This window comes from Vibrio breoganii (genome assembly GCF_001677275.1).
Taxonomy (GTDB): Bacteria; Pseudomonadota; Gammaproteobacteria; order Enterobacterales; family Vibrionaceae; genus Vibrio; species Vibrio breoganii.
In genome coordinates, this window is record NZ_CP016177.1 from 1163751 (window position 1) to 1186155 (window position 22405).

At 44.2% G+C, this 22405-nt stretch carries 22 protein-coding genes; 14 read left to right on the forward strand and 8 right to left on the reverse strand.

Annotated elements, in window-relative coordinates; all coding sequences use genetic code 11:
- Window positions 1-180 precede the first annotated feature (180 nt).
- The 6 genes from A6E01_RS05415 to A6E01_RS05440 all read left to right on the forward strand — a co-directional run bounded on the left by A6E01_RS05415 (window position 181) and on the right by A6E01_RS05440 (window position 9352).
- Entirely contained in the window at window positions 181-1674 is a 1494-nt protein-coding gene (locus A6E01_RS05415) for a peptide MFS transporter (protein WP_065209746.1), read from the forward strand.
- A 184-nt stretch (window positions 1675-1858) separates the two neighbouring features.
- Complete coding sequence (locus A6E01_RS05420) at window positions 1859-2557, forward strand: VC0807 family protein (RefSeq protein ID WP_017030817.1); 699 nt, start codon at window positions 1859-1861, stop codon at window positions 2555-2557.
- 394 nt (window positions 2558-2951) lie between these two features.
- Entirely contained in the window at window positions 2952-3986 is a 1035-nt protein-coding gene (locus tag A6E01_RS05425) for an efflux RND transporter periplasmic adaptor subunit (RefSeq protein ID WP_065209747.1), read from the forward strand.
- The gene (locus tag A6E01_RS05430) at window positions 3983-5077 is read left to right on the forward strand and encodes an efflux RND transporter periplasmic adaptor subunit (protein WP_017030298.1); all 1095 of its coding nucleotides are present in this window, start codon (window positions 3983-3985) and stop codon (window positions 5075-5077) included. The genes A6E01_RS05425 and A6E01_RS05430 overlap by 4 nt, the downstream gene beginning before the upstream one ends.
- The gene (locus tag A6E01_RS05435) at window positions 5074-8178 is read left to right on the forward strand and encodes an efflux RND transporter permease subunit (protein WP_017030297.1); all 3105 of its coding nucleotides are present in this window, start codon (window positions 5074-5076) and stop codon (window positions 8176-8178) included. Before A6E01_RS05430 ends, A6E01_RS05435 begins: the two co-directional genes overlap by 4 nt.
- A 253-nt stretch (window positions 8179-8431) precedes the next feature.
- Entirely contained in the window at window positions 8432-9352 is a 921-nt protein-coding gene (locus tag A6E01_RS05440; protein WP_065209748.1) for a hypothetical protein, read from the forward strand.
- A gap of 19 nt (window positions 9353-9371) precedes the next feature.
- Here the strand turns inward: A6E01_RS05440 and A6E01_RS05445 are convergent.
- Window positions 9372-10549, reverse strand: a protein-coding gene (locus tag A6E01_RS05445) for an IS3 family transposase (protein WP_156744613.1) whose coding sequence is annotated in 2 segments (ribosomal slippage) — window positions 9372-10282 and window positions 10282-10549 — 1179 coding nt in all. Because the reading frame shifts where the segments join, the coding sequence is not laid out codon by codon here.
- 186 nt (window positions 10550-10735) lie between these two features.
- On the opposite strand from A6E01_RS05445, the gene traF reads away from it, so the two are divergent.
- Complete coding sequence (gene traF / locus A6E01_RS05455; protein ID WP_017030296.1) at window positions 10736-11890, forward strand: conjugal transfer protein TraF; 1155 nt, start codon at window positions 10736-10738, stop codon at window positions 11888-11890.
- Window positions 11891-12001: 111 nt separating this feature from the next.
- Window positions 12002-12568 (forward strand): DNA-3-methyladenine glycosylase I, encoded by a 567-nt coding sequence (locus A6E01_RS05460; protein ID WP_065209751.1) that lies wholly within the window; start codon window positions 12002-12004, stop codon window positions 12566-12568.
- A gap of 57 nt (window positions 12569-12625) precedes the next feature.
- Here the strand turns inward: A6E01_RS05460 and A6E01_RS05465 are convergent, their stop codons facing one another.
- On the reverse strand, window positions 12626-12844 hold the full coding sequence (locus tag A6E01_RS05465; RefSeq protein ID WP_065209752.1) for a hypothetical protein: 219 nt from the start codon (window positions 12842-12844) through the stop codon (window positions 12626-12628).
- A gap of 256 nt (window positions 12845-13100) precedes the next feature.
- On the opposite strand from A6E01_RS05465, the gene A6E01_RS05470 reads away from it, so the two are divergent.
- A complete protein-coding gene (locus A6E01_RS05470) occupies window positions 13101-14510 on the forward strand; it encodes an anaerobic C4-dicarboxylate transporter (RefSeq protein ID WP_065209753.1) in 1410 nt (469 codons plus the stop codon).
- 203 nt (window positions 14511-14713) lie between these two features.
- On the opposite strand, the gene norR is transcribed toward A6E01_RS05470, so the two are convergent.
- On the reverse strand, window positions 14714-16264 hold the full coding sequence (gene norR, locus A6E01_RS05475; RefSeq protein WP_065209754.1) for a nitric oxide reductase transcriptional regulator NorR: 1551 nt from the start codon (window positions 16262-16264) through the stop codon (window positions 14714-14716).
- A 204-nt stretch (window positions 16265-16468) separates the two neighbouring features.
- Between norR and A6E01_RS05480 the strand changes: the two genes are divergently transcribed.
- Together A6E01_RS05480 and A6E01_RS05485 are read left to right on the forward strand one after the other, a co-directional pair.
- Window positions 16469-17239 (forward strand): ferredoxin--NADP reductase, encoded by a 771-nt coding sequence (locus A6E01_RS05480; RefSeq protein WP_065209755.1) that lies wholly within the window; start codon window positions 16469-16471, stop codon window positions 17237-17239.
- A 95-nt stretch (window positions 17240-17334) separates the two neighbouring features.
- Window positions 17335-17973: an FAD-dependent oxidoreductase gene (locus A6E01_RS05485; protein ID WP_257744180.1), complete on the forward strand. Its 639-nt coding sequence runs from the start codon at window positions 17335-17337 to the stop codon at window positions 17971-17973.
- Between the two features lie 311 nt (window positions 17974-18284).
- On the opposite strand, the gene A6E01_RS05495 is transcribed toward A6E01_RS05485, so the two are convergent.
- Window positions 18285-18524, reverse strand: coding sequence for an RNA recognition motif domain-containing protein (locus A6E01_RS05495; RefSeq protein ID WP_017030290.1), 240 nt, complete (start codon window positions 18522-18524; stop codon window positions 18285-18287).
- A gap of 62 nt (window positions 18525-18586) precedes the next feature.
- Window positions 18587-19084 (reverse strand): hypothetical protein, encoded by a 498-nt coding sequence (locus A6E01_RS05500; RefSeq protein WP_017030289.1) that lies wholly within the window; start codon window positions 19082-19084, stop codon window positions 18587-18589.
- 149 nt (window positions 19085-19233) lie between these two features.
- Here A6E01_RS05500 and A6E01_RS05505 point away from each other — a divergent pair, with 149 nt between their 5' ends.
- From A6E01_RS05505 to A6E01_RS05515, 3 genes are all read left to right on the forward strand, one after another.
- Entirely contained in the window at window positions 19234-19452 is a 219-nt protein-coding gene (locus A6E01_RS05505) for a VF530 family protein (RefSeq protein ID WP_017030288.1), read from the forward strand.
- 69 nt (window positions 19453-19521) lie between these two features.
- Complete coding sequence (locus tag A6E01_RS05510; protein ID WP_017030287.1) at window positions 19522-19737, forward strand: TIGR02450 family Trp-rich protein; 216 nt, start codon at window positions 19522-19524, stop codon at window positions 19735-19737.
- Between the two features lie 46 nt (window positions 19738-19783).
- Complete coding sequence (locus A6E01_RS05515; RefSeq protein WP_017030286.1) at window positions 19784-20188, forward strand: ribosome recycling factor family protein; 405 nt, start codon at window positions 19784-19786, stop codon at window positions 20186-20188.
- On the opposite strand, the gene A6E01_RS05520 is transcribed toward A6E01_RS05515, so the two are convergent.
- The 3 genes from A6E01_RS05520 to A6E01_RS05530 all read right to left on the reverse strand — a co-directional run bounded on the left by A6E01_RS05520 (window position 20185) and on the right by A6E01_RS05530 (window position 22373).
- Window positions 20185-20595, reverse strand: coding sequence for a GNAT family N-acetyltransferase (locus A6E01_RS05520; RefSeq protein ID WP_017030285.1), 411 nt, complete (start codon window positions 20593-20595; stop codon window positions 20185-20187). The genes A6E01_RS05515 and A6E01_RS05520 overlap by 4 nt on opposite strands.
- Before the next feature lie 134 nt (window positions 20596-20729).
- A complete protein-coding gene (locus A6E01_RS05525) occupies window positions 20730-21020 on the reverse strand; it encodes a putative quinol monooxygenase (protein ID WP_017030284.1) in 291 nt (96 codons plus the stop codon).
- 207 nt (window positions 21021-21227) lie between these two features.
- A complete protein-coding gene (locus tag A6E01_RS05530; protein ID WP_017030283.1) occupies window positions 21228-22373 on the reverse strand; it encodes a ribosomal protein uL16 3-hydroxylase in 1146 nt (381 codons plus the stop codon).
- Between the last annotated feature and the right edge of the window lie 32 nt (window positions 22374-22405).

Genomic DNA, 22405 nt, shown 5'->3' on the forward strand with positions numbered 1-22405 from the left:
GACGCTGTCCTCTAATCGCGAGTATTTATTACCAAGCTCCGCCCTTACAATGCGTTCTTTCCTTAATATGCATGGGGTTGTATGGCCTATGGAACCCACGATGCTCATCAAATTCGTTGAGCCCTCAAGCATTTCTACCCTCAATTTAGAACTAAAATCCTCAACCATGAGAAACCGATCATGTGGAATAAATTAAACAAATCGATGATGCTTTGTCAGATGCTCTTCGGGCTCTCTTTTTATGGCGTGCTTGTCAGTCTGACTCGATTCTTTCTTGAAGACCTTAATTACAGTGAAGCCGATACCATGATGGTCGTTGGCGCATTCGCAGCGATAGGCCCTTTGTTTGCCATTGCTGGTGGCTTTATTGCTGACAAACTACTTGGAGCTTATCGCTCTCTAACCATTAGTTATCTGGCATTCGTCGCTGGCTACTTTCTGTTAGTTGTTGGCGCGACCAGCCTGCATGTGCCAACGGCTATGGCGGGTATTGCGCTTGCAAGTTATGGGCGAGGCTTGATGTCTCCGTCCTATCCTAGTCTTTATAAGCGAACCTTTTCTTCGCACCAAGATTTCGAGAAAGGCTTTCCCATTAACTACTCGGTAAATAATATTGGCGCATTCTTAGGTCAGTACCTATTCCCTATGTTGGTGCTCTACATTGGGTTTAGTGGTGGTTTTTCCGTATCCGCTATCATGGCAGCGGTTGCCCTATTTGTATTATTAGTGCTCCACAAAAGCTTTAAGCCAATGGGTAAACCCATCGACCAAGCAGCAGTGTCTCTCACTAATTGGCTGATCTTTGCGGTTGCTTCAGTCGCTATGATTGCCTTGGTGTTTTTCATGTTTTCGAACATGGATGTGGGACAAAACATCGTCTACGCCATTGGTGTGTTAGCGATTGTGTACTTTATCTTCTTGATGTTTAAAGTCGAGCGCTCAGAAAGCTTGAAAATGGGCACCATCTTGATTGTGACCTTTCTGACAACCTGTTTCTTTGTTTACTACGGTCAGATGATGACCTCAATGAACATCGTTGCGATGAATACCCTAAAGGGCAACTTGTTCGGTTTCATTCCTCTAGAGCCAGAAGCCGCAATGGCAATGAACCCTCTATGGTGCATGGTGGGCGGACCGATTGTGGCCTTCGCTTTTCATTCATTAGAGAAGAGAGGAATCAACCTCTCTACCTCCACAAAGATTGCAATAGCCTTTGTTCTCACGACTATCGCGTTTGGTATTTTGACCTACTTCATCTCTACAGTAGGGCCAGATGTCGCTATTCGACCTGAAGTCTTCTTGGCAGTGCATTTCTTCCAAGCGATTGCAGAGGTGGTTGTAGGGTCAATGGTAGTGGCATTCATCTTATCTGTTGCGCCTCATCATATTGAGAACTTCTCAGTGAGCCTGTTTTCGGTTGCTATCGCGTTGAGCGGAATTGTCGGCGCAGCCTTATCGACCAATATCGCATTGGAAAAGGGCCAAGTGCTGACCCAAGATATCGCACACAACGTCTACGGTGAATACTTCCAACTGCTCACCATTATGGCGGTGGTGATGATTGGTGTTGCCTTACTCTGTTCAAAGCTGATTCAGATATTACTGACTAAGGCTGAGCAGTGTGAGCAAGATGCGAGTAGTGATACTAAGCCTGAAGCCGTGCATTCGGTGTAAAGCGTCACAGTAAACACGCTAACTTGGGAATATTTTTCTAGTTAGCGTGTTTCAAACAACTTGATGGCAGTGTCTTTGATCACTCTAGTCATGATTGCTAAACTTTAAGGGCTTTACATTTGGAGCTACGCAAGGAACAATCCCCTCCAATAAAGAGAACTATAGCGCGTAACACTGGAAGACTATGAGTAGTACCAATACCAAAAAATCTAACCCTCTATTCGAGATACTGTTTAACGTATTTATCCCGTCGTTCATCTTAATGAAGTTTAGTGGGGACGAGCATCTAGGCACTGTGCTGTCGCTTGTTGTGGCTTTGTCGTTCCCGGTGGCTTACGGTGGTCTAGAACTTATCCGCAATAAGAAGTTTAACTTCATTGCAGCACTTGGCTTTGTGAGTGTGCTTTTAACTGGCGGTATTGGCTTACTTGAGTTAGACACTCGCTGGTTAGCAATGAAAGAGGCGCTAATTCCTGGCCTTATTGGTATCGCGGTATTGGTTTCGACCTTCACCCGTCATCCATTGATGCAAAAGCTGATATTCAATAAAACCGTGTTGAATTTGTCTCTGATTGAAGAGCGCTTAAAAGAGAGTGGCAATGAAAAGGCGTTTGATCGCTGCTTGATGAACTCTAACTACTTGTTTGCAAGTACCTTCGCGTTCTCATCGGTGATGAATTATGCGCTGGCGACTTACATTGTTACTAGCCCTGCAGGAACAGCAGCGTTTAATGAAGAGCTTGGCAAAATGACCTTGTATAGCTACCCAGTGATTGCCATCCCTAGCATGTTGATGATGCTGGGTATCTTCTACTATGTTTGGCGTCAAATCCGTAGCATGACATCGCTAGAGACAGAGCAGATTTTTCATCAAGCCAAGTAAACTAGCCTCAAGTCATTCATGATATTAAACGCACTGCAGATCCTGTGGTGCGTTTTTTGTTTTCGCGTGTATCAAATATCTCTTCATATCAACATCTCTACAACACCCTTCTTTTAGCTCTCTTTGAGAGCACTCTTTCCTTGCTGTCTCCTTATTCGTCACTTCTCAACTATCTTATTGATAATAAACCAGTCACATTGATAAAGAGCGGACCCAAAGTCTTTGTCTATCATCATTAATGCATTGTGAATTCGTAATGTTTATTAACATCTGAACGCTTTATAAACACATTGTGATTTAATTAGGAAAAAGCTTTAAAAACAGGTTTTTAAAGTAGATTTAACATCTTGAAACATCTATCTTTAAAGGTATTGACGCTCAATAAGGAAATACTATGCGTATCAATTGGTTTTTGATGTTTTGTGCATCTCTCATCTTGGTGGGGTGTGGAGAAAAGCAAAATGCCGTTTCAGAGCCTGAATCTCGCCCAGCGAAACTTCTCACTGTGTCTGTTGGAGACAAAAGTTTTGAACGTGTGTTCCCTGCATCTTCTGCAGCAGGCGACCGTGCAGTACTTGCTTTCAGAGTTCCTGGAGAACTCATCGAATTGCCTGCTACGGCTGGATTGCCCGTTAAAAAGGGCGATGTATTAGCTGTACTGGATGACAAAGAGTACAAATTGCTGCGCTCCAAAGCGAAGGCGAACTTTAACTTGGCTCAAGTGCAATTTGACCGAATGAAGAAACTGATTAAGGACAAGGTTGTTTCAGAGCAAGAATATGATCAGGCGAGGGCACTTCATAAGTCAGCCAGAGCAGATTACGATCAAGCGCTAGCCAATTACAGTTATACCAAACTTACCGCTCCGTTCGATGGCACTGTCTCACTTATTAACTTAGATAATTTTGAGTATGTAGCCGCCAAACAGGGTGTCATGAACATCCAGTCTAATGATTTGCTCAAGGTTATTTTTCCACTACCGGATTCTATGCTCAATCGTTTTCGAGGATACGACGTCATAGAATCCTTCATGGTGTTTGATTCCTTTCCTGAACAACAATTTCCTTTAACCTTTCAAGAGATAGATACGGAATCGGACAACTCCACGGGCAGTTACAAGGTCACAATGATCATGGAGCGTCCTAGCGACCTTGGCATACTACCGGGTATGTCCGGGAATATTCGCGTTATGTTACCGCGTCAAAAACCGACAAAGCTTCCGGAAACTTCATTGTTTCCTTGTGGCAGCGACCAATGTGTATGGAAAGTCACAGAAGACTTTATGGTTGAACAAGTGGCTATCTCTCTTAGTAGCGAAGGGGAAGTTGTTTCAGGCTTGGTTGACGGCGATCAAATCGTTATTTCTGGAGTAAGAGAGCTTGAATCAGGGATGAAGATCAGAGAGTGGATTAAGGAGCGAGGCTTATGAGTTTAGCAATGAAGTGGCTCTCGAAAGGCTCACTAGTATTGGGATTATCTGTGGCATTGGCAGGTTGTGAAAGGCCCGTCGTAGAGCCAACAACCCATATTTCAAAAGTGGAAATTCTTCAGTTAGGTGAACCGGAAGTGACGGATCGCATTTATTTCCCCGCAGTAGCACAAGCGGCACTACGCTCTCATCTAAGTTTTAGAGTGCAGGGAGAAATCACACAACTGCCAGTTAAAGAGGGTGATAGGGTCAAGAAAGGTGATGTCATTGCCCAACTAGACACACGAGACTTTCAAATTGCAGTGGACAACACAAGGGCAAGCTATGCCGCTATAAACAGCCAGTATAAACGTTCTGGTCCTTTGGTTAAAAAAGGGTTATTAGCACAGTCACAATATGATGAACTAGCAGCGCAGCGCAATATTGCCCTGGTTGATTTGCAGTTGGCGAAATTATATTTGGAATTTACGACCCTTAAAGCACCGGCCGATGGCATTATTTCTCGTGTCAATGTTGACCGTTTTGAAAATATTCAAGTAGGTCAACAGATAGTCAATATTCACAGTACGGATGCGGTTGAAGTCTTGATTCAGATACCGGATCGTTTGTTTGTCCATCAGCCTACACAGAGAGATTTACGTAAGGTTACTGCCAAGGTAAAGGTTGAAAGTGGCAATATCTACGAAGCGACCATTAAAGAATTTACCACCGAACCGGATCCTACAACCGGCACTTACAACGTGACATTAACTATGCCAATGCCTGAGAAAGAAATTATTCTCGATGGTATGGCACTAGAAGTCACAGCAAGAAGCAGTGAGGCTGGATTGAACGTTAGCGTGGGTTCTTATGTGCCATTCAAGGCAGTGGTCAATATGGACGGAGACCTTCTGGACCGGACAGAAACCTATATTTGGGTTCTAGAAGGGAACAAAGTGCGCAAGCAGTTGGTGGAACTCGGAAAGCTTCAAAACAGAACCGTGCAAATTGTTAGTGGCTTGCAAGGGGCGGAAAAGATCGTAGTGAAAGGAATGTCTCAACTGCGTGATGGAGCGGAAGTGGAAGTAATTAAGAAGGAGGCTGTTCAATGAGCCAGGATAATCTCGAGCAGCAAGACGATGAGAGCACCAAAGGAATCGCAGCCTATTTCATAAAGAACAAAGTGATCAGTTGGATGATCTCTTTAATCTTTTTTATTGGCGGCGCTGCGTCATTTTTTGAGTTAGGACGACTTGAAGACCCCGCTTTCACCATCAAAGACGCCATGGTCGTCACTAGCTACCCTGGGGCAACTCCTCAAGAGGTTGAAGAGGAGGTGACTTACCCGATAGAGAAAGCCATTCAACAGCTAAGTTATGTGGATGAGGTTAATTCAATTTCAAGCCGAGGTTTATCTCAGATCACTGTGACCATGAAAAATAGCTATGGCCCTGATGATCTTCCTCAAATCTGGGATGAGTTACGTCGTAAGGTGACCGACTTAGATGGCACTTTGCCTCCCGGAGTCAATACTCCAGCGGTTATAGACGACTTTGGCGATGTGTTTGGGGTGTTGCTCGCTGTTACAGGCGAAGGCTACTCATATAAAGAACTTCTTGATTACGTCGATTACTTGCGCCGTGAGCTTGAATTGGTTGAAGGCATAAGTAAAGTTGCTGTGTCGGGCGATCAACAAGAGCAAGTGTTCATCGAGATGTCGATGAAACGACTTAACACCTTAGGTATCGCTCCCAATGCTGTGGCAAATCTCCTCAATACTCAAAACATAGTGACTCCTGCAGGTGCAGTACGAATGGGTGATGAGTACGTCCGAATACACCCAACCGGTGAATTTCAGGATGTAGATCAACTTGGCGACCTTATCATTACCGATGTTGCTCAAGGTAGCTCTAGCCAGATCTATTTGCGTGATGTCGCGGAGATCAAGCGTGGTTATATTGATGTCCCGAGTAACTTAATCAATTTTAATGGTAATTTTGCCCTAAACATGGGTATTTCTTTCAATGCGGGTGTAAACGTAGTGAAAGTCGGAGCACTGCTCGATAGACGTTTAGCGGAGCTAAAATACCAACAGCCTGTTGGCATCAATATTTCTGAAATCTACAGCCAACCTAAGGAAGTGGATAAATCGGTCAGCGGCTTCGTGGTCAGTCTTGGTCAAGCGGTCGGCATCGTTATCGTGGTACTACTCTTCTTTATGGGGCTACGTTCAGGTTTATTGATTGGACTGATTTTGTTGGTCACCGTATTAGGCACTTTCGTGTTTATGAAATACTTTGCCATCGACCTGCAGCGTATATCTCTGGGGGCTCTGGTTATTGCACTGGGGATGCTGGTGGATAATGCCATTGTGGTGGTTGAAGGTATATTGGTGGGGACGCAGCGGGGTCGGACTCGCTTGCAAGCCGCAACCGACATAGTGACACAAACTAAATGGCCATTGCTGGGTGCAACCGTGATTGCGGTAACCGCATTTGCTCCAATAGGTTTGTCAGAAGACTCCACGGGTGAATATTGTCGTACTCTGTTTTCGGTATTGCTTATCTCGCTAATGCTGTCTTGGTTCACTGCAATATCGTTAACTCCTTTCTTTGCTGAGCTTTTCTTTAAAGGACAGAAGTTTAATCAAGATGCAGGCGATGATCCGTACAACGGAATTGTTTTTGTCATGTACAAGAAATTCCTCGAGTTTTGTATGCGTAACGCATGGATAACGGTCGCAACATTAGTGGTCGCGCTAGGCGTGAGCATCTATGGGTTTACCTTCATTAAGCAAGCCTTCTTCCCATCCTCTACCACACCTATGTTTTTGTCGGATATCTGGCTACCAGAAGGCACGGATATACGTGTGACCAACACCAAGATGAAAGCCATCGAAAACTGGTTGGTCGAGCAAGAAGGTGTTGAAAGTGTAACGACTACGGCGGGTAAAGGGTTGGAACGCTTTATGCTGACCTACACGCCAGAGAAAAGTTATGCTGCCTATGGCGAGATAGTGACACGTGTAGAAAGCTACGAAGTATTGCATGATGTGATGAAAAAATACCGGGAACATGTCGCCAGCACCTACCCTGAAATAGACTACAAGTTGAAGCAAATAGAGTTAGGTCCAGGTGGCGGTGCCAAGATTGAAGCGCGAATCATAGGTTCGGATCCAACAATATTGCGAACGGTTGCGGGGCAAGTGGTGGATATTCTCAATGCCGATCCTGGTGCAACAGCTGTTCGTCATGACTGGCGAGAGCGCACCAAAGTGATTGAGCCTCAGTTTAATGAAAGTCAGGCTCGTCGTTACGGGATCAGTAAAAACGATATGGACCAATTTCTGCAAATGTCGTTCTCTGGTTTGACGGTAGGGGTATATCGAGATGGCACTACATTAATGCCTATAGTGACCCGTTTGACTGAAGCAGAGCGAGTCGATTTTAGAAACATTGAGGGGATGAAAATTTGGAGCCCAGTGCTCAGTGATTACATTCCTTTGCAGCAGATCACTTTAGGGAATGAAGTGCGTTGGGAAGACCCGTTGATTGTTCGTAAGAACAGAAAACGTATGCTAACCGTGTTTGCTGACCCCGATATATTGGGTGAAGAAACAGCGGCGACTTTGCAGGCGCGTATTCAATCCAAGGTTGAAGCTATTGAACTTCCACCAGGCTACAGCTTGGAGTGGGGGGGCGAATATGAGTCTTCAAATGACGCAAAAGGGTCGTTGTTCTCAAGCATGCCAATGGGCTACCTGTTCATGTTCTTGATCACTGTGTTCTTGTTTAACTCAGTGAAAGAGCCGTTGATTGTCTGGCTGACAGTACCTTTGGCCTTGATTGGTGTAACGACCGGATTGTTGTTGTTGAATACGCCATTTGGCTTTATGGCGCTGTTAGGCTTCTTGAGCTTGTCAGGGATGCTATTGAAAAACGGTATCGTACTGATTGATCAGATTGAACTTGAGATTCGATCAGGCAAAGAAGCCTATGCCGCGGTAGTTGAGGCGGCACTGAGCCGTGTTAGACCTGTATGTATGGCAGCAATCACGACCATTTTAGGTATGATTCCGCTACTACCAGATATCTTCTTTAAACCAATGGCAGTAACTATCATGTTCGGTTTGGGCTTTGCGACAGTACTCACCCTAATCGTGGTGCCCGTGTTGTATAAAATGTTCCATAGAATAGAGATAAAACAGGCATAGACTAAGCGCTAATATGTGGCTTTGACATTGCCAAACCCATTAAAGACTACACATTTGTGTAGTCTTTTTTTTATGCCCAGAGCATGGGAAAAGTGAGTCGTTCTATAGGCTTCATTGGTCATCTATGGATGAAAAAGGTGAACCAGGCTCAACTAAGTGGTCATGTTTTAAAAACGGGTAAAGCCTATCCTTGATTGAAAGATGAGACGCAATGCATATGTGTTTTCGGGTCTGATAGATTGAGGTGGATAGAATGAAGAAATTGGCAGCAGTACTTGTTATCGCGTCAGTAATATTGACAGGGTGCCAAGGTGGGTCAGATAGTCATGAAGTACAAGAATCAATACAAACCGGTGAGAAAGCGAAGGTGTCTCTACCCTCAGTTAACGAGCTTAGCGTTCAAAGTACCAATGAGAACAAACAAAAATCACCTCCATTACCCCCAACTTCTAGTCATGTTTTTATCACACATATTTCTCCGGAGAGTAAAAAGTCATCTGATACAGTGGCCCATGCACATAGCCCAAAAGAATCAAAGCAACCGACGAGTGATGAAACAACATGGTTAGATAAACCTGAAAATCAAAAGACTATAGAGGTTTTTCAAGATGCGGGTTTTACGGAAGAGCAGGTGTATGACTTATGTAAAACATACCTAACTTCTGATGCCACATTTACTTGTACATCTAGTGTAGATAAGAACGGTAATGATTCGGCTAATTTCGAGTTCTACTATCGAACTCCATATAAAGTAAATGCAGGAAACTTTGATGGTCGTACGGAATTCACATACACGCCCACTGAACAAAAGTTAGTTATTTTAAAGGCTCGTCAATTTGATAGTGCGCAAGATTCAGCAAATGATCAGTTGAATAACATCAATAAGCTAGTATTTAAACATGTTGAAACTCCTAAGGTAGAAGTTGTGCGTGACGTGGATAACGCTACCATCACCGCTCAAGCCACGCTTTATATGGACGATGAAATCACTAAGTCATTGAGAGATGATTACATAAATTCTCAGGAGGACTCCAACCTATTGAGCAAGCTCAGTTTCTATAAGAAAAGTAAGCCTGTTATGGCGTTAACTGAAAATATGGACAAGGGTAGTGCAGACGATGTTCCTGTGATGAACTCTTGTTTACATAAAATCCTTGAAGTAGTAGGAGGATAGTAGTGTTTAACTGTAGTGGTCAACTAAAATTGGCCACGTCTTTATAAGTTTCCCAGTACTGCCTCTCCGATTCATTCGGTGTTAGACCACCATTGTACTGGTGCGGTCTGATTTGGCTGTAGTATCTAATGATGTAGCCAACAATGCTCTTCCAAGCTTCAGATAAACTACTGTAGCCACTGGCTGGCACCCACTCAGTTTTTAGGCTTCTAAAGAAGCGTTCCATTGGACTGTTATCCCAGCAATTTCCTCGTCGAGATAGACTCTGTTTTATCTGATATCGCCAAAGCACTTGGCGGTACTTACGACTCGTATAATGACTCCCTTGATCACTGTGGAATAACACATTAGAGGGCTTACCGCGTGACTCATAGGCCATCTTAAGCGCCTTACCTGTCAGTTGGCTATCGGGCGAAAATGACATCGCCCAACCGATCGGTTTACGTGCAAAGAGGTCGATTACAATGGCAAGATAACTCCAACGATTTCCGGCCCACACATACGTCACGTCGCCGACCCAGACCTGATTAGGAGCAGTCACAGCGAACTGCCTATCTAAATGATTTGGGATTTCAATGTGTTCCTGAGCTACTTTACTGTAGCGGTGTTTAGGAAGTTGCCGGCTAACTAGCCCAAGTTTTTTCATCAGCTTAGTCGCTCTGTAGCGAGAGAACTTGATGCCCGAGTTCGTTATGATACTGGCAATGGTTCTCGCACCGGCTGAGCCGTTACTAACACTGTGAGCTTCTTGAACTAGGGCTCGTAGACGGACATCTTCTTCAGATTGAGTCTTGGGCTTCTTACACCAATACTTAAAACTGCTTCGATGGATACCGAACACTTTACACAGCTTGGCAACGCTGTAGCTCTGTTTGAGTTTCTCGATTATCGAGAATTGTTCAGTGAGTCCGACATCAACAGAGCAGTAGCCTTTTTTATGATTTCATTGTGCTCTTCCAGTTCAGCAATCCGCTTTTTAAGCTCACGGATTTCAATCTGTTCAGGAGTGAGCGGTGAAGCTTTTGGCGTAACACCTTGCCTCTCTTGCTTGAGCTGTCTAACCCACTTATCCATTGCTGACTTGCTAACGTTCATCGCCTTCGCCGCTTCAACAACGGTATAGCCTTGGTCAGTGACTAGCTGAGCGGCTTCTAGCTTAAATTCGGGGCTGAAAGTTCTTCTTGTACGTTTTGTCATAGTTTCACCTGTTGTGTACGAGGTGCATTCTAGCACCTCTAATCAGGTGGCCAAATTAACTATGCCACTACAAACTGACTTATGTAATCAAATGTTAGTTTTTAAGTCATTGAGTTAATTATACTTTCAATGAAATAATGCATATTTAGAATGGCATATCGTTAAGTGTTATCACAAGGATATGTCATGCATTCGTTCAAAAAGGCTGTTGTTCTATTCAGCCTTCCTTTCTCTTTAGCTTCTTTTCATTCATACGCTCATAGTGATGCTCGCGGTATTGCTATGGCGGGTACAGGCGTTGCTGCCGCTAATTTTGTCAGTGCGAGTTTTTACAATCCAGCGTTAGCTGCATCGGGCGAGTCTAAGCATAGCTTTGGTATGATTTTGCCCGCGGTGACGGCAGGTGTTCATGATGGACAAGGTATGCTCGATAAACTTGATGTCTACTTTGATGCAGAAGATGACTGGGTTGATAATCCAACCAGCAGTGAAGCACAGGAAGCGTGGAAAGCGGCACTGAGAGATCTCTCTAATGGTGATGTAACGGCGAACGCTTCAGCGGGTATGGTATTTGCGGTTCCAAACAGCTTCATCAACACCAATTTCTTTGTGGCTACCCACGCAACGGCATTGGCAACAATGGATATTGATGACAACGATTTTGATAATATCAGCCCTGATGATGAGGTGCGATCGACAGTTACTGGTTTAATTGGTGGTACGCTAGATATAGGCTTCACGTTTGCTCAAAACTATGAAGTGTACGATAGAAACTTGAGCGTTGGCTTTTCTCCTAAAGTCCAACAAATCTATACCACCTATTTCCAAGAAAGACTTAACGAAGATGAGTTAGATGATGCTGACTTCTTTGATGATCTTGAAGAGAAAACAACCTTTAACCTAGATATTGGCGCAAGTTATGAGGTCATTGATCACCTCAACGTGGCGTTTGTCGCTAAAAACATCCTTTCACACAGTTTAGAAACTAACGTGCAGATGGGACAAACAGCCACCTACGTGGTTGAACCGGAATACAAGCTGGGTAGTGCATACTCTAAAGATTGGTATACATTAACAGCCGATATTGATTTGAACTCGACTCGTTATTTCGAGGAGCAAAGCTATAAAACGCAGTTTACTCGAGTTGGTGGTGAGGTCGATCTTTGGAAGTGGGCTCAGTTTAGAGCGGGTTATATGCATAGCATGACCGATTACGCTGAAAATATGGTTACGGCAGGTTTCGGGTTTAGACCCTACGGTGTGTTTGGCTTTGATCTCGCCGCTCAATATGGTGATGATGACAACTATGTGGTTTCGGCTCAACTAACCATGATCATCTAGCGTTTACTTCACTTTAACACCGTACTTTTCTATCAATTGATGATGGGTTTGCTATTCTGACTATCACGTTGTAAAGATAGAAGGGTGCGGTGTGCACCGAAAGGGATAATGATGAAGCGATGCAACTGGCTTGATGTTAGCAAACCAGATTATGTGGAATATCATGACAAAGAGTGGGGTGTACCGGTTCATGATGACAAGGTGTTTTTTGAGTTCTTAATCCTGGAATCAGCTCAAGCCGGTCTGAGTTGGTACACCATTCTAAAGCGCCGAGAAGGCTATCGTAATGCCTTTGCGAACTTTGATCCTGTTGTCGTCTCTAAGTTCGATGCGGATAAGATAGAGGCGTTGATGCAAGATGCGTCAATTATCCGCAATCGAGCCAAGATTGAAGCGGCAATTAATAATGCTCAACTGTTTTTACAGATCCAATCTGAGTACGGCAGCTTTGACTCATTCATCTGGTCCTATGTTGATAATAAGCCGGTAGATAACAGAGCTAAAGGCGACTTTCCTGTGGCAACCACTGAGTTCTCTGATCGTCTTGCCAAAGATCTTAAAAAACTTGGCTTTAAATTCCTAGGCAGCACAACCCTGTATGCATTTCTGCAAGCGACAGGGTTAGTAAACGATCACGACCTAGATTGTGTTTGTAGGGAGAATAAAGCCTCACTGTGAGTGCTCGGCATTTTTTATTGTCTTGAGTCAGTGGTCACCAGGGTAGAAAAGGTATGCTTATTTCAGTGCCGCCAAGATAACCTCAGCCTTACTTACCTCAAAGCTCTTTGGTGGCTCATCATTAATAAGGCCCACCAAGAAGCCTTCGGGGTCAGCCGTGTAGTAGTTTTCAGCATCATGTAGCCCCGGGTTCCAGCCTTCTAGCATCGCCCATTCAACCGCTGTATCAATCTCATCTCGGCTCATTGTTCGGATCTGAAAATCGTTATTGCTCATCCCTCTCTCCATGAATCACTTTGTACTCCCTCATTTACCCAGAAAGACAGAAGTTATGAGTATAGATGCGAGATTACAAAGGTGGATCCAGAATTAAAAGCAACAGACCCTAGATGGTTAGTTGGTAATTTTAGTTGAAGTATCTCAAAAAATTGAAAAGCTGTTGAGGTGTTTGATTACTTTATTGTTGAGGATCAATTCACGCTAATTATATGTTTTTAATATGAAAACAAATAATTAATATAGGAAACTGTATATGTTCTATGTCCATATGTTGCTCTTACTCAGCATAATATTTGTAGGTATTCGGTTTGGTGGTATTGCGTTTGGCTTATTAGGCGGGCTAGGGGTATCGATACTAGCGTTTGTGTTCGGCATAGCTCCGGGCAACCCTCCCATTAGTGTCATGCTGATAATATTAGCTGTGGTTGCGGCGTCGGCAACACTAGAAGCCACTGGAGGGCTGAATCTCCTTGTTAATTATGCAGAAAGATTGCTAAGGAAACATCCATCTAAGATTGTATTCCTTGGCCCTTTATGCACCTATACATTGACCGTTCTGGTAGGTACGGGGCACTCTGTTTATCCGCTATTACCCGTTATTTATGACGTAAGTATTAAGAAAAATATTCGACCAGAGCGACCAATGGCGATGGCAACGGTTGCTTCGCAGATGGGTATTACGGCTTCGCCTATTGCCGCTGCTGCCGCTGTGATTATGGCTACAGCAGCAACAAATAACCTAGATATCTCTTTATCTAGCGTTTTGATGGTAACCATTCCGGCTACGTTTACAGGGGTTATCATTGGGTGTCTATGGTCATTGCGTCGCGGTAAAGAACTCGCCGTTGATCCAGAATTCCAAGAGCAGATGAAGAATGAGGATTTCAAAGCGCAGCTGATCAATGAAGAAATGGCAACGGCGGATAATCAGAAATTTTCCAAGCAGAGTAAAATCGGGCTTTCTATCTTCTTGGGCGGTATAGCGACTGTAGTCTTCATTGCTATGTTTGGTAAGGATATTGGTTTACTGCCGGAAGGGGTGAAAACCTCAGTGGCATTGCAGTTCTTGATGCTAAGCGTAGGTGCACTTATCCTGCTTGCAACTAAGGTTGATCCAAAGAAAGTTGTGAAAACCAACGTATTCACCGCGGGTATGAGCGCCATCATTATCATCTTTGGTATCGCTTGGATGAGTGACACCATCATAGCCGCCAACAAGCCTTATATTATTAGCTTGGTAGAGGATGTCGTAAGAGCGCAGCCTTGGACATTCGCGATTGCTATGTTTGCTTCTTCAATCTTCTTGAAGTCTCAAGCCGCTGTACTGACCATAATGCTACCGCTTGGTTTTATGCTAGGCATTCCTGCTGAGGTCTTGATCGGTACGCTACCTGCTTGTTACGCCTATTTCTTCTTCCCATTCTATCCATCTGATTTGGCTGCGATTCAGTTTGATAGGGCCGGAACTACCAAGATCGGAAAGTATGTGCTCAACCACTCCTTTATGATCCCAGGCTTTATTGGTGTAGTGTCAGCAACCTTGATCGGTTATTCAATCTCTACAGGTATCTTGCCCATTTGGGGCTGGGCCATTGCGATCGTCGCTATAATCACTACCATTAATCTACATATGAATAGGCAACCAGAAGTGGCTTCAATATAATTTTTGTTATTAAAAACTTGGTTGTCGGCGAGAGCGCTTAGCTCTGTGTCAGTAAAAAAGAAAGCCACTGCTGAAGCAGTGGCTTCTGAGTCTATTTCCTTAGCTGTTCATACCACAACAATCATTCCTGCAAGCGACAGGACTAGTAAACGATCATGACCTAGATTGTGTTTGTAGAAGCCAACAAGGTTAATAGAAGCGCATTATTTCAGCCCCAAGCGCTTCATCAAGCGGTGTAAATTACCAGGGTTAAGTCCCAACTGTTTTGCTGTGGCGCTGAGTTTTTTGTCATTGTTTAAGAAAGCCGATTGTATAAGCTGCATTTGAAACTGCTCCGTCGCCTCTTTTAAGTCCAAGTCTTGCCACTGTTCGATAGATTGCTGCGTGCTGGGTGATTCTAGAGAAGGGGCTTTGTTCGTATTTGGCATATCGCTATGCGCAAACTGAAAATGGCTTGGTTTTAATACAAGGTGCGGGGCGTTGCTTTGTGCTTTGGCAATAACACTTGCTCGATTTATGGCATGCTCAAGCTCACGTACATTGCCTTCCCATGGGTTGTTTTGCAGTAAGGTGAGCACTTCTGCATCCAGTGTGATGCTAGATACATTTAGCTTATGCTGGCACTGCTGGGCAAAAAATCCTGCTAATAAAATGACGTCTTTATCTCGTTCTCGAAGTGGTGGAACAAATAAAGGAAATACGCTTAGCCTATGGTAGAGATCGGAACGAAAATGCCCCTTTTTAACCTCTTCGTGCATCACTCTGTTTGTGGCAGCAATAATGCGAACATCCACCTTGATGTTACTGTCATCGCCCACTCGCTGTATGTCGCCATATTGCAGCGCCCGCAACAGCTTTGCCTGTAGGGCCAGTGAAAGTTCGCCCACCTCATCAAGAAACAGTGTGCCGTGGTTGGCCAATTCAAACTTACCTTTACGGTCGCTAATAGCGCCGGTGAAAGCGCCCTTGATATGCCCAAAAAGCTCACTCTCTGCGACTGACTCGGGCAGGGCAGCGCAGTTAAGGTACACAAAGGCTTTATCTTTTCGGTCAGACTGAGAGTAGATTGCGTGTGCGACGAGCTCTTTACCCACTCCGGTCTCCCCCATGATCAATACGGATAGCTCGGTATGGGCGACAGCTGAAATATGAGACTTAAGCTCTGTGATACCTTGAGATTGGCCGATAAAATCCAATTGATTGTAATTAGTGCGCTTATTGTTTGAAGTGCTGGATACGCCAACATTCTTCTCAAGCTTTGCCACCAACAAGGCAGTATGCAAGCTATTGGCCGCTAGGGCACTGATCAGCCGAAAATCGTCATCGGCAAAACCATCAAATAGAGTTGGATCAAAGGCATCAATAGTCACGGCACCAATGAGGCGATCTTCTTGAAATAAAGGAAGGCCAATGCAAGAGTGAACCTCTAGTTTTTGTTCATGGTTGGGGATGAGCGCATCATAGGGGTCGGGCAGATCGCTGTCAGAAGGAAAACGCACAATATCTCCCGCTCTGGCGATGGCCTCAAGACGAGGGTGTTGTTCTATGTTAAAGCGTCGTCCTAGCACATCTTCACTAAGGCCATTGATGGCAAGAGGAATGAAGTTTTGATGCTGAAATAGCAGGAGTGCCGCCGCGTCGCAGTGAAGCATGTTTCGAATAGTGGTCAGCAGCCGTTGAAAGCGGTCTTGCTCGGATATCCCAGAGGTAATGTCCCGAGCTACCTGTATCCACTCGCCCTTATACTTCTTCATAAACTACTCACAATCCAATCATACTTTTGTCAGTGTAACAAAGCTTTGTCATAAAGACATGAAATATGACATTGTCGTAATGATAATATTAAGGGGTTACTCTGCTATAACGAACTGAATTATAATAAAATACTGCTATTGGCATACCCATTGCATTTAATTGAACTAGATTAAATGTAATGGAAAATAAAGAGGTTGAGCGATATGACTCCACACGTTGGGTTTGTTTGTGGTTTGGTGAGTTCTAGGGTTGATTGGACAGACATTTTATTCTCTATAAGAGTAAAGGTGTCGGGTATTTCGTTTATCGCAGGTCAGTTTACTAAGTTGGGTTTGTACAACTCTGAGGGTAACTTTCTGCGCAAGGCCTATTCAATAGTGAACTCCCCAGAGGATTACAACGCAACGGGTGAGTTGGAGTTTTTGATCATTTCCGATCCAGATGGCGCTTTGTCTCCCAACTTACATACCTTGCATCCAAAAGACGAAGTTATGGTGGGCGAGCAGTGCGCTGGATTTATGACCTTAGATGAAATCCCAGACCACGCAACCGAACTGTGGATGATGGGAACGGGAACCGGTATCGGCCCTTACCTATCCATTCTGCAATCAGAGGCCTTCCCTGAGCACTATACCGATATTATTTTGGTGCATGCGGTGCGCTTTAAACAAGATCTCGTGTATAGCGATTTGATTCAGGCGTTTCAGGAAAAGTTTGGTAACAGGTTTCAATATGTTCCTATTGTGTCTAGAGAAGAGGTGCCGGGGAGTCTCTCTGGCCGAGTGCCGAAACTGATAGAAAAAAGGGTGCTCGAGTCTCACACTGGTGTGCGTCTAGATATGGAAAAAACATTTGTTTATCTATGTGGCAATCCAGCCATGGTGCGCGAAAGCGGGCTGACTTTGACGCAAAGGGGCTATCATAAGCACCTAAGACGAAAGCCCGGGCATTATAGCTCGGAGAACTACTGGTAAGAGTTATTACCTAAACATCTTTTGCCATGAACGCAGTATTCTGAGATGACTCAGCGTGCTGCTTTTTTTCATGGCGTCCATTAGCCAACAAGCAAGTGACACTTGTTGAGGCCGGAGAGCGCCTTATGGCAAATCAGTTGCCTGAGTTAGTCGCACTGAAACTAGAGCAATCGATGCGAAAGCTGGACATTGATGCCCGTTGTGGTGAAACGGTAACAAAGGTCAGTCAATCTACAAACGGTTATCATGCGGTGCTTGGCAATGGTGAGCAATTGAGTGTGGATGAGGTGTTGGTTTGCGCGGGGCTAGCACCTAACATTGCCTTAGCAAAGCAGACTGGCCTTGCTACCAATCGCGGCATATGTGTTGATGAATTGATGCAGACGTCAGAGAAAAACATCTATGCCTTAGGTGATTGTGCCGAGTTTGGTGGCCAAGTGAGAGCTTATCTTCAACCCGCTGTCGTGAGCGCTTCGGCCTTGGCTAAGACCTTATTGGGGGAGCCTACATCTGTTGTGCTACCCAACATGATGATAAAGGTCAAAACACCCAAGTATCCAATTCAGATCGCAGGCATTAGTTCAGATAATCACGTTAGCCGTTGGAATCTAGACATTCAAGCCGATGGTATAGTCGCTAAGGCCTACAACGATCAAGAGGCGATGATTGGTTTCGTTGCAACACAGGATAAAACTAAACAAGCCTTTCCTCTACTAAGGGAGTTGTCCGCCTAAGGTTTAGGAAGTCAAAGCGCCTGCATGTAGGCGTTTTTGTTACTAGTAATCGCGTAAAGCGACTGCCTTGTATTAATACCCAACAAATTGCTACAAAAATAACCTCAAAAGATCAACAGACCCTAGTAATGGGTGTTTGTCGTAAGTGCAGTATTGGGGGGAAGGGAGTGTTATTAGGCAGTTCGGTGGTGTTGGCACTGTCAGAGCCTAAGTTGAAAGCACATTACCAACGCTTTACTACCAATCAGCTTGATAGAAACAATGAAGCCAGCTCATTAATAGCTGGCTTCTTAGCAACTGCGAGGTGACTGCTAGTTCTTAGCGAGTTTTACTCGTATCTTACTTTGTTTCACTTCAGCGTGATCTAATGCTGATAGGGCAGCTTTCGCTTCACTTGTGTTTGGCATTTCAACAAAAGCAAAGCCCTTAGAAAGGCCTGTCTCTTGGTCTAGCACTAGGTTACATACCGTAACGTCACCGTGCTCAGAGAAAAGAACACGAATCTCATGTTCAGTCATTTTGCGTGAAAGGTTGCGAACTAAAAGTTTCATCTTTGACCTTGATAGATAAATTCGAGGTTAATTGTCTCAGTTTAGGCGTCCAATACCAAGCATTAAAATCCACCGGCCCATGTGTCGTAGTCATCAATGGTTTGTTTCTCCTCTTTTGTTAGAGGAGCAGGGTAGTAGGGAAGCGCCAGTAAGGTTTCAGAGGGGAGTAATTCCCAGTCGGGCGTGATTCTATAGCGGTGCAATTCTTCATCGGTACGCACATACATATAGTAGCCATCAGGGTGCGTATTGGCATAACTGGCGATGGTGACAACTTCACCTGAAGGGAGTTTCACCTTGCGACCAAGGGGATAGAGCTGATGCAAAGCAAAGCTAACGGTGGCATCTTGCAAGATACCTTGCTTAAACCTCTCTAAACCTATAGCGGTTGAGGTAGAACGATGAGTCCAACCGGTAAGGTACAAGCCCGTCAGTGTGTCTTTAAAAGGTTTGCCCTTACGAATGCCTTCATTTGAGATGAACTGTACGGTCAGTGCATCGCCTTGTTGGTCTAGAATTTCTAGAAATTGTTCGCCAGTCTTATCTGCTAGGAGTCTCATGTTCTTTATTTGCACAAATAGAGTAAGTAGAATGGTCAGTGCTGTGATTTGGCCATAAAAACCAAATAATGCGTGAATTTGTTTGCATCATCTTTGATTTAGAGTCACATTGAGCACAATTTTTGTCAATTCATAAGTAGAAGTAAGCTATGACCCAACAACAACCGAATAACCCTTTACACGGTCTCTCTTTAGAGAAGATCTTAACGCGTCTGGTAGAGCATTATGGTTGGAGCGGTCTGTATGCTGAAGTTAGGGTGAACTGTTTTAGCAATGACCCTTCTATTAAATCATCATTGAAGTTCTTAAGAAAAACCCAGTGGGCAAGAGATAAAGTCGAAGCGCTTTATATCAGCACCTTCAGTTAAGCTAAGTAAGTTAGCACAAATTGATGATTGTTCTCGTACAAAGCAAAGTGTCTAGAACGAGATAAAACAATGAATCAAATTAACCCTAAAAAGTTGCTACGAAGTAAATGGACGGCGGTAAACTGTCAAAATAAAGAGAAGCACTTTATTGTGACAGAAGTAGAACTCGATGAAGAGGGGATGGTCGAGGTCTGCATTATAGAACCTATAGTCACTAAACGAGCCCGCTCTATTGATTGGATGGTATTGAAAGATCCAAAAGAGTGGTTACATGGATGGAAGTAGTGAGTGAGCACTAATTGCTATTTTGGTTACGCTGTAACTTAACGAGATGAACATAGACCAAAACATCACCGTTGCATTACCTTCTTTAATTCATAGGGTCGGCGGAGAAACCGTACAATCGGTAAAGCAGCTCGCGCTTAAACATGAGTGTGAGCTAAAGAGGGTACGCCGCAGTCGGCATTGGCAAGTGTCCGGTGATGCCATAAATATTCAAGCGCTCTGCTCGGAGCTTTCGCAGCAGCCGGATAGTGTGCTTTTTATTATCAAAAAACTGAATCTCGCTCTACAGCTTCATCAAGATAAACTGGAATCCCCCACAGACCGCTTGAAGCGTTTATTGACCGAAAATCCAAACATGACCTTGTCCGAGTTGATGGAAATGACGCACTGCTCTGTTGCTGAGGCGAGAAGAGCAAGATTCGAAGTGGATGAGTTCGAATCTTTGGGTTAACTTTCTAGCTCTACAGACATCTTAAGGTAAGGCTCACCGCTTTTGAAAAAACGCTCACCGTGTGTTTGCATGTTGAAACGAGCATAAAACTCTTGTGCTGACTCTCTGGCATCACACCAAAAATAGGTCACTCCCTGTTTCTTTAGATATTCAATGATGTGCTCGATCATCTGAGTACCCATGCCTCTTCCTTGATGCTCGTGCAGGGTCGCAAACTTTCTTAGTCTCGCCTCAGCGCCCGTTATGAAAACGGAAGCCACACAAAGCAAACTATCATCTTCAAAAACGCCAAAATGGAGTCCGGAATCATCTTCTTTGACTTGGCAAAATTCGATGGGCTTTGAGGGCCAAAGCACGCGGTGACGTACGGGTAGGGTTGCTTCTGAGGTAATCAAACGGATCTGCATCGTTTTATATTGGTGAGTTGACCTAGTGTGAATCTATCAAAGGTCTATTCTGAAATCGATACGTATGATGACAAAAATCCCAACAACTACATAGTTATTGGGATTTAAAAATGGGTAGGTATTGAACCTTAGAGCTAAGCGATCTGCGTCATCTCATTTAGAATAAATTGGTCCACTGCGCCGTCGGTTGCTGCCATATAGTCAGCTAGGTGCTGGTTACTCATGTGAGTTTGCCATAGTTCGCGAGAGACCCAGTTTTCATAGAACATGAAGTGAGCAGGGTTTTCGTTATCTTGATGCAGGTCGTAGTTGATACAACCCTCTTCTGCACGAGTCACATCGATAAGTTTAAGCAACTCAGCTTTTACCAATTCAATTTTGTCTTCTTTAGCAATGATGTTTGCAACGATAGTTAGCTTAGTCATATGATGTTCCCCTTGGAATGTGTTTGTGTTGACGGGGAGAATAATAGTGTGCAATCACCATTAAGTGAACGGCTATATATTTGAATTATTATCAAATTTAAATTGATAATATTGGTGAGAATTGGTCTACCGTGTTTACCGAGCAAAAAAATGGCTCCACTAAGGAGCCATAAAGTCACTGTTAACAGATTCTGTTAATCGCTGTGGTTATTCGGTATCGATATACCAATAACCCTTGTTGATTAAGTCGCAAAGTAGCGATACATTCGCCGCCGCAATGCCACTTGGGAAGTCATCAACAGTAAGCTGCTGTTGGCCGCAAAGTAGCTTTATGATTGAACTGTCTTCTTCGGAGACCTTGATCACTTCTCCGTTAATATAGGCAATGCTTTCATCCTGCTCATGATACAGAGCGCGTAAGCCAGCTACTTTTTCAATGCTGCCACCAGACAGAAGATGATTTGCCACTTCTTCACTTTCCCACAAAGGTTCAGGGGTAATGATATTTAACTGATGACGCGACTGACTTAGCAAACAACCCATAAAGTCATTCACGCGGTGCTCATCTTCCATTGATGCTAATAGCATCTCCGTTAAGGAATTTAGGTCGCTAGTGCTAATCTGACCAAAGTTATCCTGCGTCTTCATCTCTGGCTTGTGCAGGTGCACATCACCAACATCGTTGGCTAAGATGTAGTCTGCGAAATTGCTGATCAGCTCTTGTTCTTTTGGAGAACGAAAGCCGATAGAAAAGCTCATTGACGGTTCAAGTGCAAACCCGTCATGTGGAAACCCTGGTGGTATATATAAGATGTCCCCTGGCTCAAGGACTTGGTCAATGATGGCTTCAAAGCCTTCGATTTGACGTAAAGCACTGTGTTGATTGGTTTCAACATATTGGCCTTCATCCTTTGCGCCAACGCGCCAATGGCGTTTACCACTGCCTTGCACAATAAACACATCATACTGGTCAATATGCGGACCCACACCGCCATCCTTGACTGAGTAGCTGATCATCAAATCATCGAACAACCACTGTGGCATGGCCTTAAATGGTTCAACAAGCTCCGCGGCACCTTGATGCCAGTGGTTTGCAGCCTGAACGATGATTGACCAGTTCGTTTCATCTAGTGAAGCATATTTATCTTCGTTAAAAGGACCATGCTCTGCGATCCACTCACCATCTTTATTAGAAACATAACGCGAGTCGACTTCTTCTTCCATAGTCAGTCCCGCTAGCTCTTCAGCGGAGATAGGGTCTTGGAAGTTAGCAAAACCGCCCTTAATGATAGTGGGTTTCTTTTGCCAGAATTCAGCCAAAAACTGTTGCAGTGAAATCGTCAATTGATACATGTTAAACCTTGATAATGTAAGCCACACTTGTG